Below are 12859 nucleotides of genomic sequence, written 5' to 3'. Positions count from 1 at the left end.
CCAGTGTGGCTCAGGCGCCCCAGCGCGGAATGTGATGCGAGCCCATCGAGACGCACACGTTCTTCGGCTCGAGAAACACTTCGTAGCTCCAGGTACCGCCTTCGCGTCCCACGCCCGAAGCCTTCGAGCCGCCGAACGGCTGGCGCAGATCGCGCACGTTCTGGCTGTTCACGAAGCACATGCCCGCCTCGACGGCGGCGGCCACGCGCAGTGCGCGCCCCGTGTTTTCGGTCCACACGTAGCTCGACAGGCCGTAGGCGATGTCGTTCGAGATGCGGATGGCGTCGGCTTCGTCGTCGAACGGGATCAGGCACGCGACCGGCCCGAAGATCTCTTCCTGCGCGATGCGCATGCGGTTGTCCACGTCCACGAACACCGTGGGCTGCACGAAGTTGCCCTTTTTCAGGGCATCCGGCAGCGCGGGCGCATCGAGCCCGCCGCATGCGAGCGTCGCGCCTTCCTTCGGCCCGAGCTCGATATAGCTGCGCACCTTGGCGAGATGGCCCTGGCTGATCATCGGCCCGACAACGGTCTTTTCGTCGAGCGGGTCGCCTACCGCGATGCGCTTCGCGCGCTCGACGAATCGCTCGGCGAACCTCGCGTAGATCGAGCGCTGGACGAGAATGCGCGAGCCTGCCGTGCAGCGCTCGCCGTTGTTCGAGAAGATCATGAACACGGCGGCGTCGAGCGCGCGCTCGAAGTCGGCATCTTCGAAAATCACGAACGGCGACTTGCCGCCCAGCTCCATCGAGAACTTCTTCAGGCTCGCAGTCTGCACGATGCGGTTGCCCGTGGCCGTCGATCCCGTGAAGGAGACCGCGCGCACGTCGGGATGCGCGACGAGCGGCTCGCCCGTTTCCTGGCCGAAGCCATGCACGACGTTGAGCACGCCTGATGGAATTCCGGCTTCGAGCGCGAGCTGTCCGAGCATGGAGGCCGTGAGCGGCGAAAGCTCGCTCATCTTGAGCACCGCCGTGTTGCCGAACGCGAGGCACGGCGCGACCTTCCAGGTGGCCGTCATGAACGGCACGTTCCAGGGCGAGATGAGCGCGCACACGCCCACCGGATGAAACAGCGTGTAGTTCAGATGCGTGCTGGTGGGGTAGGTGTGGCCGTCCACCGCCGTGCACATTTCGGCGAAGTAGGTGAAGTTGTCGGCGGCGCGCGGCACGAGCTGCTTGCCCGTTTGCGAAATGGTCTGGCCCGTGTCCTTCGTCTCGGTCAGCGCGATCTCCGGCACGCTCTTCGCAATCAGCTCGCCGAGCTTGCGCACGAGCTTCGCGCGCTCTGCCGCGGGCTTCGCGGCCCAGGCGGGGAAGGCGTCTTTCGCGGCGCGCACCGCAAGGTCGATTTCCTCGGCGCCGCCGCGCGCGACTTCCGCGAGCACTTCCTGGTTCGCGGGGTTCACGGTTTCGAAGTAGTCGCGGCCCGTATGGGCGCGGCCGTCGATCAGGTGTTCGATGCGCATGGCGTTCTCGCTTACGTCTGTTGCGTCTGGGGAGCGCGGCCGAACTCGGCGTCGGACGCGATCGTGCTGACAAGGCGGCCGAGGCCGTCGATCTCGCAAATCACTTCGTCGCCGGCATTCACGTTGACGACGCCTTCGGGCGTGCCCGTGAGAATCACGTCGCCGGGCGCGAGCGTCATGAAGCCGCTCAAATACTCGATCAACTCGGCAATGCCAGTGACGAGGTCGCGCGTGTTGCCGTGCTGCTTCAGTTCGCCGTTCACCCAGGTGCGCAGTTCGAGCGCATTGACGTCGGCGATATCGGCGGCATCGACGAACCACGGCCCGAGCACGGTGCCGCCGTCGCGATTCTTCACGCGCAGGTTCGGGCGATAGTAGTTCTCTAGATAATCGCGGATCGCGTAGTCATTGGCGATGGTGTAGCCCGCGACGTATTGCATGGCGTCCTCGCACTTGATCTCGCGCGCCGTGCGGCCGATCACGACCGCGAGCTCGCACTCGTAGTGCATGAACGTGACGTCGGCGGGGCGGCGCGTGACGCCGCGATGCCCGATCACGCTGCCCGGCCCCTTGAGGAACACGAGCGGCTCTTCCTGCTTCGTGAACTGCAACTCTTTGGCATGCTCGGCGTAGTTCAGGCCGAGCGCGAAGATCGTGCCGGGCTCGAACGGCGCGAGCCAGACGACTTCATGCTCTTCGCGGACGCGGCCGTCGGCAAGGCGCACGCGCATGCTTTCCAGGCTGGCTTCGGGTCGTGCTTCGTGGATGGCGCCTGCGTAGGCAACGCGTCCTCGCATCATGCTGGTGCTCCTTGCGTGGCGGTGTGCGCTGCCGTTTGCGGCGCGATGAATTCGATGGCAAGCGCGGGCCAGTCGGCAATGGAGATAGTTGCGTGCGCACCTTCATGTGCGATGGGCGCGCCGTGCGGCACGCCTAGCGTGAGCACGTCGCCGGCTGAAAGCGTCATGAAGTCGGTCACGTCCGCGAGCAGTTGCGCGACGCCGCGCACGCACGAGGACGTATTCGCGCTAAAGCGCGGCTCGCCCTCGATGTCGACGTGGATCGCGAGCCGGTCCGGATCGGCGACATGCTTGCGCGCCTGCACCGTTGGGCCGATCACGCAAAAGCCGTCGCGAGCGCGAAAACGCACGGACGGACGATAGACGCTTTCGTGCGGCACGCTGAGGTCGGCGACCAGCGTGTAGCCGGCGATGTAATCGAACGCTTCATGCGCCTTGACGCGCGCAGCGGTGCGGCCGATCACGATGCCGAGCGACGCGCCCACCTGAACGCCTTCCGCGCCCGGCACGCTCACGCGCGCGCCGTGGCCGGCGAGCGTATTGTGCGGCTTCAGATAGAGGATGGGCGCGCGGGGCGGCGCCTTGTAGGGCGGGGCGTTCACGGCGTCGCCGAGTGCTTCGAGCGCGGCGCGGTCGTTGAGCAGCGTCCCGTACACGGCACCGCAGACGGGCGCGCGGCAGCGCTCGCCACCCGCAAGCAGCGCGCGCGCCGCGCCGGCGCTCACGTCGCGCGGCAGGGCCTCGCCTTCGAGATGCAGCAGATGGTCGGCCAGTGAAAACATGGTGTGGTTTGCTTTCTCGAAAACACTAATATGTGAGTGATTCTGCGCTTGCTATGATCGAGCGTCAACCATCGATGAAGAATTCGCGGGTTTCCCCTGGTCCCGGACCCGGGCAGCCGCGTATTGAACGAAGCCACCATGTCCGATTCCTCTCGCGCGTCCACCCGCGTTGCACACCGCAACCTGCCCATGCTTCTTTTGCGCGCGCGCGAAAAGATGATGGAGCGTTTCCGTCCGTTGATCACGGCGCATGGGCTCACGGAGCAGCAATGGCGCGTGATTCGCGCGCTCAACGAGAGTGGGCCGCTGGAGCCGCGCCAGATCTCCGATCTCTGCACGATTTCGAGCCCGAGCATGGCGGGCGTGCTCGCGCGCATGGAGGCGCTGGGCCTCGTGACGAAGGAGCGCTTTGCCGACGACCAGCGGCGCGTGCTCGTGACGCTCACGAAAAAGAGCCACCAGCTCGTAAAGACGATTTCGAAGGATCTGGAAGCGCGCTACAAGGCGCTCGAAGCGGAGGTGGGGCCGGAGGTCGTGGAGCGCGTGTATCGCGCCATCGACGATTTGCTGGCCGGGCTCGAGTGAGCACGCGGCGCTGGGGGCACCCTGAAAGGGTGCTCGCTCAGCCGAGCGTGTCGAATGCCGCGTCCAGATCGGCGGCGCTCCCCGGGCGCACCACGCGCGCCACTTCCGTGCCATCGCGCAGGAACACGAGCGTGGGCCAGAGCTTCACGCGAAACGAGCGGCCGAGCGCGCGGCCCGGGCCGTCTTCCACCTTGATGCGGCGCACGCCGGGGCGCTGCGCGAACGCATCGCCGATCAAGGGCTGCGCGCCCTGGCAATAGCCGCACCAGTCGGTGCCGAATTCCAGCACGGCGAGACCGTTTAGCGCATCGATCTCCTTGCGGGCCGGGGCTTTTGCGGCGTAGCTCATCGCGTCTCCTTTCGAGGTCATCGTCATACGATACCGCAAGCCGCAGCGGCGCGCTGGCGGCGCTTGCGTGCTTACGCGCTCGCGCGCGTGGCAATCGTGGCGGTCGACTCGATGCGCTCGATGAGCCAGCCATCCTCACCATGCGCCGCGACAATGGCGTCGATTTCGGCAAGCAGCGCGTCGAGCTGCGCGCCCAGGCGCTCGCGCGAGAGGCTCGACATCGAGAGCGGGCGCGCCTTCAACTGCTCGGCGCTCACGCGCCGGTACTCGATCACCGAAATGCGCTCGATCGCGGCGAACGCCGAGCGCGCGAGCACGTCGGTGTGGCTCTCCCACTGCGGCGAACGGCGCGTCTCGCGCGCGGGATCGGTGTTGGCGTAACGGTCGAGCAGGTCGCGATATTGCGCGGCCCAAGGGCGCTGCGGGTCGTCGAGATGCGCTGTGTTGAAGAGCGCGACGGCGCCGCGTTCGCCGAGGATCGCATCGAGCCGCGCAAGCGTGTCGACACGATCCATCCAGTGGAATGCCCGTCCGATCACCGCGAGGTCGAACCTGCCGAGTGCGGGCGAGAGGTCGTACGAACTGCCGCGGCGATACTCGATGTTTGGCGCGATGCCCGCGCCCAGTTGCGCGGCGACTTCGAGCATGGCGGGCTCCGGGTCGATTGCCACGGCGCTCGCCACCCAGCTCGCGAACGCGAGCGAGAGTTGGCCCGGGCCGCAGCCGAGGTCGAGCAGGCGCTGCGTGCCGTTCAGGCTGGCGTGTTGCGCGACGCGGCGAATGAGTGCGCTCGAGTACGCGGGGCGGCCGCTCAGGTAATGCGGCGCGGCGTTGTGAAAGCGTTCGGGAATGAAGGGCGTGACCTGGTTCATGGGGTATCGGCTGAGCGGGCTCGCGGGGACGACTCGCACAGTCTGGAGAGGCGTGTTCGTGGCGTCAAGGCGGATGGCTGTACTTCCGCCGCGTGTTTGCCGCAAAGGTGAGGCTTTTCGGGAGTGAGCGAGGCGCAGCGCGCGAGCGCACCGTCGGCGTGCCGTGCGCACAGTCTGACGAACCTGTGTCTGGCGAGAAAGTGCCATGAAACAAGGCGATACGTGCAACCAGGCGTTGGCGCGCAAGCGTCTCGCGTTGTGTTGCCGGGCGCCGGAAACGGCGCGCGAGTTCCCCCTCGTCGCACAAAGGTGAGCGCTTACGGGAGTGGCCTGACGTGAGCTCGCGCGCACGCGCCAACGCACCGCCGCGCAAGCGCTGCGGCTCTGAATGCGCGAATCGACGCCTGTTTTCAGGGCTTTTCTTTGTGCTTGCCATGAGCCTCGGCAAGCATGAGGGGCGCACGTATCGGCAGAAGGCGCGCAAAGGTGAGAAGATTCGGGAGCCGTCCGAAGCGCTGCCGGGTGGCAGGATGGACCCGCCCGCGGCCGATGGACGACCGTAGGCGTTGGGTATATAACAGCAGTGTGGGATTTTTTTCTACGACGTACCAGCAAGGGGAAACGGTTCATCATGACGAGCGACGACACGCAAAAGGATGACGCTCAAGCGCCTGGCGGCGACGCAAAGAAGCACGACCTGGAGAATCTCAACGCGGCGCTCTCGCACGTGGACGAAGGCGTGAAGAGCGGCAGTATCGCCAAGGGTGCGGCCAAGGGCCTGGTCTTCAGCCTGATCGAAACGCTGGGTGCGCTGGTGGGCGACCCGGACCTGCCCGAGCATGCGCGCTCGGGCTATGAAGGCTTGCTCGAAGCGGCGCGTGAGCTGCGCGTGAAGCTGGAGCGCTGAGCATCCGAAGACCGCGCGGGCGGCGTGCGCCAATGGAGGCAATGGGCGCGCCGCCCGCGCGGCGCTTTTGCGATTCACGACTCGGCGAGCAGCGCGGCGGCCAGCCCGTGCGGCGCCTCGCCAATCCTCAGTTCCGGCGTGCCATGCCAGTCGGCGCAACGTTGCAGCGCGCGCCGCAAATCGCTCACGAGTCGGCCGCTCATGCGCACGCCCGGCTCCAGATGCAGCGACTTCAATTCGAATACCGCCTGCGCGCGATGCGCCTTTGCATCGGCGCGTCCGATCAGCTTGCCGCGATTCAATATCGGCAGTACGAAGTAACCATACTTGCGCTTGTGCGCGGGCAGGTAGCATTCGATCGCGTAGTCGAAGCCGAACAGCGCCGTTGCACGCTTGCGGTCCCACACGATCGGATCGAAAGGCGAGAGCAGCGTGGTGGCGCTCGAGGTCAGCGCGCCGCTGGCGGCGTCGTCGATGAGCGGCGCGAAGTCGCGGTGCACGAACGCGTCGTGCTTCCAGGCTTCCACGCGCACGGGCACCAGCTCGCCCGCGTCGGCGAGCGCGTGCAGTGCCTCGGTGTACGGGCGGCGCGGCAGGCGGTAGTAGTCGGCGGCCCAGTCGGCGCGGATCACGCCCAGCGCCTGGCAGGTGCGCAACAGCAACGCGCGTTCGGCGTCCACGCGCGCGGGCAGATCGCGCGCGTCGCTCCAGTTGGGCAGGACGCGCTCGGCCACGTCGTAGACGCGCTGAAAATTGTGGCGCTCGGCCACCATCAGCGCGCCGGTCGCGAACAGCACCTCCAGGTGGCGCTTCTCGGGCTTCCAGTCCCACCAGCCGCTGCCTTTTGCTCCTTTCTCGCGCGCGAAGTCGGCGGAGCGCACGGGACCGTTTGCGCGGATGCGCTCGAGCAGCGCGTCGATCTCGCGGCGATGCTTCGCGTGCCACTCGGCGGCGTATTTCCAGCCCATGCACGCAGGGTCGAGCATGCGATGGCGCAGCAGCCCATAGTCCTCGATCGGCACGAAACAGGCCTCGTGCGACCAGTACTCGAAGAGCCGGCCTTCGGCCAGATGGGCGTCGAGCCAGCGCGGGTCGTAGGCGCCGATGCGGCTGAACAGCACGAAGTAAGGACTGCGAGCGACTACGTGGATCGTGTCGATCTGCAGTTGCGCCATGCGGCGGACCGCGTCGAGCACATCGTCTTTGGTGGCCTTGCGGCGCGGCGGGGCGAGCAGCCCCTGGGCCGCGAGATGCAGCGTGCGCGCCGCGGCGAGCGGCAGCGTCACGCCTGGGGTCGGTTGCGCGCTCGCTTCGGCTGGCGTGTCGAGCGCCGCGTCCTCACGCATTCAGGCCCGCCATCGTGGCCATCGCAGCGGGCGTCACAGCCGCGCGCTGGACGGGCGCCGCGCTCAACCACTGATGGATCTGCGCGACCACCGCCGCGCCTTCGCCCACCGCCGCTGCGACGCGCTTGGTCGAGCCCGCGCGCGCATCGCCGATCGCGTAGACGCCATTGACCGACGTGGCGAGGCTGCACGACGCGTCGTCGGCGCCAGTGAGCACGAAGCCGTGCATGTCGAGGGCCACGCCGCATTCGTGCAGCCACTTGGTGTTGGGGTCTGCACCCGTGAAGAGGAACAGATGGCGCGCGTCGAAGCGCTCGGCGCCCGACGACGGGCACTGCGCCTTCAGGCGGATGGCCGCGATCCCCGTCTCGTCTTCCTCGAGCGCGCCGACCTCGCAATGCGGGTGCACCGTGACGTTCGGCAGCGACGCGATCCGGTCGATCAGATAGCGCGACATCGTCGATTCGAAGCCGGACTTGCGGATCAGCACGTCGATATGGCGCGCGTGCGTGGAGAGGTAGACGATTGCCTGGCCCGCCGAGTTGCCGCCGCCCACCAGCACGACGTTCTCGTGCTTGCAGAGCTTCGCCTCCACCGGCGAGGCCCAGTAGTAGACGCCGCGCCCCGTATAGCGGTCGAGCCCGGCAATCGCGGGCTGCCGGTAGATCGCGCCGCTCGCGATCACGATGGTGCGGGCGCGCACGTCGCCGCTACAGGTTTCGAGGCGGCGCGGCTCCTCGTTGCAGTGGAGCTTGCGGGCCGAGACGGGAATGGCCACGTGCGCGCCGAACTTCTGCGCCTGCACGAACGCGCGGCCCGCGAGCGCCTGGCCCGAGATGCCGGTAGGGAAGCCCAGATAGTTTTCGATGCGCGAGCTGGCGCCGGCCTGGCCGCCGGGGGCGCGCGCGTCGAGCACGATCACCGAAAGACCCTCGGAGGCCGCGTACACCGCGGTGGCGAGACCCGCCGGGCCGGCGCCCACCACGGCCACGTCGTAGACGCGCTCGCCGTCGAGCTCGGGCAACAGGCCAAGGCAGGTGGCGAGCTCGGGCGGGGTGGGGTGGCGCAGCACCGAGCCGTCGGGGCAGATCACGAGCGGCAGATCCTCGCTGCGCGCCGCGAAGCGCTCGATCACGCTGAGCATGCTGCTTTCGTCGCGCTCGTCGAGCACCGAGTACGGATGGCCGTTGCGCGAGAGGAAGCCCTGGAGCTTGAGCATGGTGGGGTCGTCGTGCTTGCCGACGAGAATCGGGCCGCCCGCGCCTTTCTCGATCAGCGCGACGCGCCGCAGAATCAGCGCGCGCACGATGCGCTCGCCAAGCTCGGCTTCGGCGACGATGGCCGCGCGCAAGCGCTCGGGCGGAATCAGCAAGGCGTCGACGGGCTCGAGCGCGACACCGTCCACGAGCGCCGGACCGCCGGAGAGCTGGCCCACTTCGGCGAGGAAGCTGCCGCGCCCATGCTCGGCGATCAGCCGCTCGCGGCCGAGGCCATCGCGCTGGGACACCTTCACATGACCGGAGAGCACCACGAACATGCCGGGGCCGGTCGTGCCAGTGTGGAAGAGCAACTCGCCCGGCTCCCAGTGACCATGCTCGCCAAAGCGCGCGAGCCGCGCGATCTCGTGGTCGGTGAGATCGGGGAACATCTGGTGGCGCCGCGAGGAGAGCGTCGAGAACGGCGCCTCGGCCGGTTGCGGCTGCGTGTCGGTCAGCGTGGAATGCGAAGCCTCGTAGCGAGGCGGCTCAGCGGGGGTAGAACCCATCAGGCGTTTCTCCTCATGCGCGCGGCGGCGCGGAGGCGCCGCGCGGATTAAACGGGTTTCGGCGTAATGTTGACCGGCACCTCGGGAGGCGGCGTCACCTGCAGCGCTTCGAGCGAGCGGCCCGAATCGCGCCACGCATCGAGGCCGCCGAGCAGCGGCACCACGTCGACGTAACCGGCCTCGGCAAGCTTCTTCGCCATCCAGGCCGCGGAAATTTCATTGGGGCACGAACAGTAGATCACGAGCTTCTGCTCGCGCGGATACTTCTCGATAATCTCGTCGAGCTGCCGCTCGTCGGCGAACAGCGACCCCGGAATGACGTAGGGGTCGAGCTTGCGCTTTTCGGCCGAGCGGATGTCGAAGATCACGGGCGGCGGCTTGTTGGCCATCGCGCGATAGAGGTCGTCGACGGTAATGCGCGCGTTCGCGAGCTTTTTGATGAGCTGGCGGCGGCGCTGCCAGCGGTAGGTCGCGTAGAGCACGAGCAGCACGACCACCACGACGGCGGCAAAGCGCCCAAGGCGGCTTGCGCCGGCGAGCATCATGTCGATCTGCGGCGCGAACAGCACACCGATCAGGAGGCCCGTGCCCGACCAGAGCGCGGCGCCAATACCGTCGAAGCCGACGAACTGGCGGTAGGGCGTGCCCATTGCACCCGCCATCGGCACGGAGACGATCGACAGGCCCGGCACGAACTTGGCGATGGCGAGCACCCGCACGCCCCAGCGGCCGAAAAAGCGCTCGGTTTTCTTCACGCAGGTGTCGCGCGAGAGCGAGAGCTTGCACAGCGTCTTGAGCGTGTTGCCGCCGTAGAGCCGGCCGGCGAGGAACCAGACGCTGTCGCCGATGAGCGTGGCGACAATCGACAGCCCGAGCACCGGCGCGACCTGCTCGCCGATCGAGCCGGGATGCATGGCGGCCATCGCGCCGAACAGCACGAGCGCCGGCATGGCGGGCACGGGCAGGCCGAGTGATCCGGCCAGCACGTTCAGAAATACAAGCGCAGGCCCGTACTGCGCGATGAGGTCATGTAGCATCGGCTTACTTCCCTTGCCCCGGCGCGCCGCGGGGACGGCGCAAACTGGAAGACTAACGTATCGATTATGGACGCATTTTGAAGGCGTGCAAGCGAGGCCCAAAGCATACGCCCAATGCGGATTTGTTGCGCTCAGGCGCTGGTATGGCGGCCTTGCCGGGAGGTGGGGAATGGGGGAGGCGCGCAAGCGCGTGCGCGAAGGCGCCGGCATGGCGTCTTCGCGTGAGGGCCGATGGCGGAGGGCCGAAGACGGACGGCGGCCCGTTACGAACGCGGCCGCGTGTTACCGGCTGTGCGATTCCCCTGGAAGCTCGGCGCCCTGCGCGCGGATGGCCGCGATCAGTTCCGCAGGCGTGATTTCATAACGCACTTCGCGGTGGATGCCCGGCTTGCGCTCGTCGACTTCGATCAGCAAGAGGCTCTTGCCGTCGGCCGCCGATTCGAGACGCAGCGAACGCGTTTCGCGTCCGGTCGCTTCATCATGCTCGGTGAGCAGGGTCATGGTTCCGGAAGACCCGGTCGTGCGCATTGATGTTGTCCTCGTGTGTGGTCGAGCCATTGTACGGGGTCGGCTGCGCGGCGTCTCACCGCTGTGAGTGCGGGCGCACACACCCGGCCGCCCAGCCCCGGCCAGTCAGTTTAACGCGAGTCCCGGCCCGCACGTGCGCCGGCATGAGGATTTTTGCGCGGCCTGCAACGGTGCATGCGCTCTGTGCCGCCGCGTGAGGCGTTGTCATGGGCATGACGCAAAGCGGCCTTAGCGGCGCATCGGCTCTCGTTCGTATTTCCTCATCGTCCGCGCCAGAAAAAACGGCTCACCCGGTAGAGGCCAGGTGAGCCGTTGAAACGCCGTTGTTACTCGGATCAGACACCCAGGTCATGGGTGCTGACGGAGTTCATAGTGAAGCCTGGCTGGCGCCCCGTCGAGATGGGATTTATGCGGATCTTTCAGCTTAATCGGAGCAAGCGATGAAATTACGGAACGCTTTCGCGTGCTATGCCGGATGCGCTTTCGTGGGCATGCGCTCGTGAAAGCGCTCAAGCCTCCAGCGCTTCCTCCCGTTCATGCATCTGAGTGTGCACCTGCACAGACGCGTGCGAGGGCGTGCGCCGCGCCTGTCGCTGTACGGGCGCGCTGCGCTCGCTCGAGTGCGTGCCCGCAAGCGTGAAGAGGCGCACGGCCTCGTCGAGCACGTCGGCTTGCTCGGCGAGCCGCTGCGCCGTGGCGGCGGCCTGCTCGACGAGCGCGGCGTTTTGCTGCGTGGCGCTGTCCAGATGCGCGACCGCCTGATTGACCTGGTGGATGCCCTCGGCCTGCTCGCCGCTCGCGTTGGCGACCTCGACGATGATGGCTGAAACGCGGCTCACGGCTTCGTCGATGGCGCGCATCTGGGCGGTCGTGTCGCCGACGAGCGCCGTGCCCTGGGCGATCTCGCTCACGCTGGCGTCCACGACCTGCTTGATCTCCTTCGCGGAGGCCGCGCAGCGCTGCGCGAGCATGCGCACCTCGCCAGCGACCACGGCGAACGAGCGGCCCGCCTCGCCCGCGCGCGCGGCTTCGACGGCCGCATTGAGCGCGAGGATATTGGTCTGGAACGCGATGCCGTCGATCACGCCGGTGATGTCGGAGATGCGCCGCGAGGCGTCGGTGATGCCGGACATCGTGCGTTCCATGCGGCCCGCGATCGAGCCGCCCTCGGCGGCGGCCGACTGCGCCGCGCGTGCGAGCTCGAGTGCGCGCGTGCTCGCCTCGGCGTTGGCCTGCACCGTGGTGGTGAGCTGGTCCATGGTGGCGGCTGTTTCTTCGAGCGAGGCGGCTTGCAGCTCGGTGCGGCGCGAGAGATCGAGATTGCCACTCGAAATCTCGTGGGCGGCCTCGAGCATGCCGTCGATCTGCGCGCGCACGTCGAACACGATGGCGGTGAGATTGGCCTGGAGCTGATTGAGCGCCTGGAGCACGTCGCCGAGATCGTCCTTCGAGGCAATGGCGAGCGCGGCGGTGAGGTCTCCCGCAGCCATGCGCGTGGACGCCATCGACATCTGCGCGAGCGGCTCGCCCAGGTGGCGCGTGGCGAGCCGCCAGGCCGCGAGGCTGCACACCGCCGCCGCGCCGAATGCGCACCAGAACGGCGTGGGCGGCAGCCCGCGCCAGGCGCCGAAGCCCGCGGCGGCGAGCGCAGCGGGCACGAGCGCATAGCCGATGGCGATGCGTGTGGCCACGGGCAGACGCATGAGCGACTGCACCGCGCCAACCAGGCCGGTGCGCACGAGCGCGCCGCGGCGCAGGCGCGCGCTGCGCTGACGCCCTTCGCGCATCTGCGCGTAGAGCGCCTCGGCCTCGCGGATCTCCTCGCGGCTCGGCTTCACGCGCACACTCAGATAGCCCACCACGGTGCCCTGCTCCGAGACGGGGGTCACGTTCGCGCGCACCCAGTAATGATCGCCGTCCTTGCGGCGGTTCTTCACGAGCGCGGTCCAGGGACGGCCGGATTGAATGGTCTCCCACAGGTCGGCGAAGGCCTCGGGCGGCATGTCGGGATGGCGGATGACGTTATGCGCCTTGCCGATCAATTCTTCTTTCGCGAAACCGGAGACGGCGACGAACGCGGGATTGCAATACTGAATGCGGCCTTTGAGATCGGTGGCCGAAACGAGCATCTGCGAAGCAGGGTAGTCGAATTCCTGCTGCGTGATGGGCTGGTTGTTGCGCATGGGGTTCCTTGCAATGGGGTCGCTCACGACCCGACAACATGTAAGGATTAACGGCATTGCCCACACAATCTTTAGGGGATTAGGTGGGGGAGATGCATCGATGCCTGATCGATGCGTGGCCGAATTGCGATGCGCGGGGGAAATTCCTTGTGCGCTCAAGGAGTTGGTTTGCCTGTCCGGGGGATATGCACAGGCTTGTCACCACAATCTGTGGAGAAGTTGCGGCTGGCTTTGCGC

General features: G+C 67.3%; 12 protein-coding genes. 2 read left to right on the top strand and 10 right to left on the bottom strand.

Annotated features, from left to right (window positions below):
- Positions 1–10: 10 nt before the first annotated feature.
- From hpaE to EYW47_RS21660, 3 genes are read right to left on the bottom strand one after another with little or no spacing between them, the layout of a single operon-like run.
- Positions 11–1468 (bottom strand): 5-carboxymethyl-2-hydroxymuconate semialdehyde dehydrogenase, encoded by a 1458-nt coding sequence (gene hpaE, locus EYW47_RS21670; protein WP_133196888.1) that lies wholly within the window; start codon positions 1466–1468, stop codon positions 11–13.
- Positions 1469–1479: 11 nt separating this feature from the next.
- Positions 1480–2268, bottom strand: coding sequence for a fumarylacetoacetate hydrolase family protein (locus EYW47_RS21665; RefSeq protein WP_133196887.1), 789 nt, complete (start codon positions 2266–2268; stop codon positions 1480–1482).
- Entirely contained in the window at positions 2265–3050 is a 786-nt protein-coding gene (locus EYW47_RS21660; RefSeq protein WP_133196886.1) for a fumarylacetoacetate hydrolase family protein, read from the bottom strand. The genes EYW47_RS21665 and EYW47_RS21660 overlap by 4 nt, the downstream gene beginning before the upstream one ends.
- Before the next feature lie 189 nt (positions 3051–3239).
- Here EYW47_RS21660 and hpaR point away from each other — a divergent pair, with 189 nt between their 5' ends.
- Positions 3240–3635, top strand: coding sequence for a homoprotocatechuate degradation operon regulator HpaR (gene hpaR / locus EYW47_RS21655; protein WP_133197005.1), 396 nt, complete (start codon positions 3240–3242; stop codon positions 3633–3635).
- 37 nt (positions 3636–3672) lie between these two features.
- Here hpaR and EYW47_RS21650 read toward each other — a convergent pair whose 3' ends face one another.
- Entirely contained in the window at positions 3673–3984 is a 312-nt protein-coding gene (locus tag EYW47_RS21650; RefSeq protein ID WP_240763837.1) for a thioredoxin family protein, read from the bottom strand.
- Positions 3985–4055: 71 nt separating this feature from the next.
- On the bottom strand, positions 4056–4856 hold the full coding sequence (locus EYW47_RS21645) for a class I SAM-dependent methyltransferase (RefSeq protein ID WP_133196884.1): 801 nt from the start codon (positions 4854–4856) through the stop codon (positions 4056–4058).
- 631 nt (positions 4857–5487) lie between these two features.
- Here EYW47_RS21645 and EYW47_RS21640 point away from each other — a divergent pair.
- A complete protein-coding gene (locus EYW47_RS21640; RefSeq protein WP_205710121.1) occupies positions 5488–5763 on the top strand; it encodes a hypothetical protein in 276 nt (91 codons plus the stop codon).
- Between the two features lie 74 nt (positions 5764–5837).
- Here EYW47_RS21640 and EYW47_RS21635 read toward each other — a convergent pair whose 3' ends face one another.
- The 5 genes from EYW47_RS21635 to EYW47_RS21615 form a co-directional block, all read right to left on the bottom strand.
- Positions 5838–7109, bottom strand: a complete 1272-nt coding sequence (locus EYW47_RS21635; protein ID WP_133196883.1) for a winged helix-turn-helix domain-containing protein — start codon at positions 7107–7109, stop codon at positions 5838–5840.
- Positions 7102–8874, bottom strand: a complete 1773-nt coding sequence (locus EYW47_RS21630; RefSeq protein ID WP_133196882.1) for an FAD-dependent oxidoreductase — start codon at positions 8872–8874, stop codon at positions 7102–7104. Before EYW47_RS21630 ends, EYW47_RS21635 begins: the two co-directional genes overlap by 8 nt.
- A 47-nt stretch (positions 8875–8921) precedes the next feature.
- Positions 8922–9911 carry a DedA family protein/thiosulfate sulfurtransferase GlpE gene (locus EYW47_RS21625; protein ID WP_133196881.1) on the bottom strand — a complete coding sequence of 330 codons (990 nt, stop codon included), beginning with the start codon at positions 9909–9911 and terminating at the stop codon, positions 8922–8924.
- Positions 9912–10193: 282 nt separating this feature from the next.
- Positions 10194–10439: a hypothetical protein gene (locus tag EYW47_RS21620; RefSeq protein ID WP_133196880.1), complete on the bottom strand. Its 246-nt coding sequence runs from the start codon at positions 10437–10439 to the stop codon at positions 10194–10196.
- A gap of 509 nt (positions 10440–10948) precedes the next feature.
- Positions 10949–12622 carry a methyl-accepting chemotaxis protein gene (locus EYW47_RS21615; protein WP_133196879.1) on the bottom strand — a complete coding sequence of 558 codons (1674 nt, stop codon included), beginning with the start codon at positions 12620–12622 and terminating at the stop codon, positions 10949–10951.
- Positions 12623–12859 lie beyond the last annotated feature (237 nt).

It is taken from the genome of Paraburkholderia silviterrae, assembly GCF_004353915.1.
GTDB lineage: Bacteria > Pseudomonadota > Gammaproteobacteria > Burkholderiales > Burkholderiaceae > Paraburkholderia > Paraburkholderia silviterrae.
This window is presented reverse-complemented; position numbering and strand designations above follow the sequence as displayed.

What these genes read in the sequence shown, in the direction of transcription:
- hpaE (WP_133196888.1), bottom strand. Translation starts at nt 1,468, where the DNA reads ATGCGCATCGAACACCTGATCGACGGCCGCGCCCATACGGGCCGCGAC.
- EYW47_RS21665 (WP_133196887.1), bottom strand. Translation starts at nt 2,268, where the DNA reads ATGATGCGAGGACGCGTTGCCTACGCAGGCGCCATCCACGAAGCACGA.
- EYW47_RS21660 (WP_133196886.1), bottom strand. Translation starts at nt 3,050, where the DNA reads ATGTTTTCACTGGCCGACCATCTGCTGCATCTCGAAGGCGAGGCCCTG.
- hpaR (WP_133197005.1), top strand. Translation starts at nt 3,240, where the DNA reads ATGCTTCTTTTGCGCGCGCGCGAAAAGATGATGGAGCGTTTCCGTCCG.
- EYW47_RS21650 (WP_240763837.1), bottom strand. Translation starts at nt 3,984, where the DNA reads ATGAGCTACGCCGCAAAAGCCCCGGCCCGCAAGGAGATCGATGCGCTA.
- EYW47_RS21645 (WP_133196884.1), bottom strand. Translation starts at nt 4,856, where the DNA reads ATGAACCAGGTCACGCCCTTCATTCCCGAACGCTTTCACAACGCCGCG.
- EYW47_RS21640 (WP_205710121.1), top strand. Translation starts at nt 5,488, where the DNA reads ATGACGAGCGACGACACGCAAAAGGATGACGCTCAAGCGCCTGGCGGC.
- EYW47_RS21635 (WP_133196883.1), bottom strand. Translation starts at nt 7,109, where the DNA reads ATGCGTGAGGACGCGGCGCTCGACACGCCAGCCGAAGCGAGCGCGCAA.
- EYW47_RS21630 (WP_133196882.1), bottom strand. Translation starts at nt 8,874, where the DNA reads ATGGGTTCTACCCCCGCTGAGCCGCCTCGCTACGAGGCTTCGCATTCC.
- EYW47_RS21625 (WP_133196881.1), bottom strand. Translation starts at nt 9,911, where the DNA reads ATGCTACATGACCTCATCGCGCAGTACGGGCCTGCGCTTGTATTTCTG.
- EYW47_RS21620 (WP_133196880.1), bottom strand. Translation starts at nt 10,439, where the DNA reads ATGCGCACGACCGGGTCTTCCGGAACCATGACCCTGCTCACCGAGCAT.
- EYW47_RS21615 (WP_133196879.1), bottom strand. Translation starts at nt 12,622, where the DNA reads ATGCGCAACAACCAGCCCATCACGCAGCAGGAATTCGACTACCCTGCT.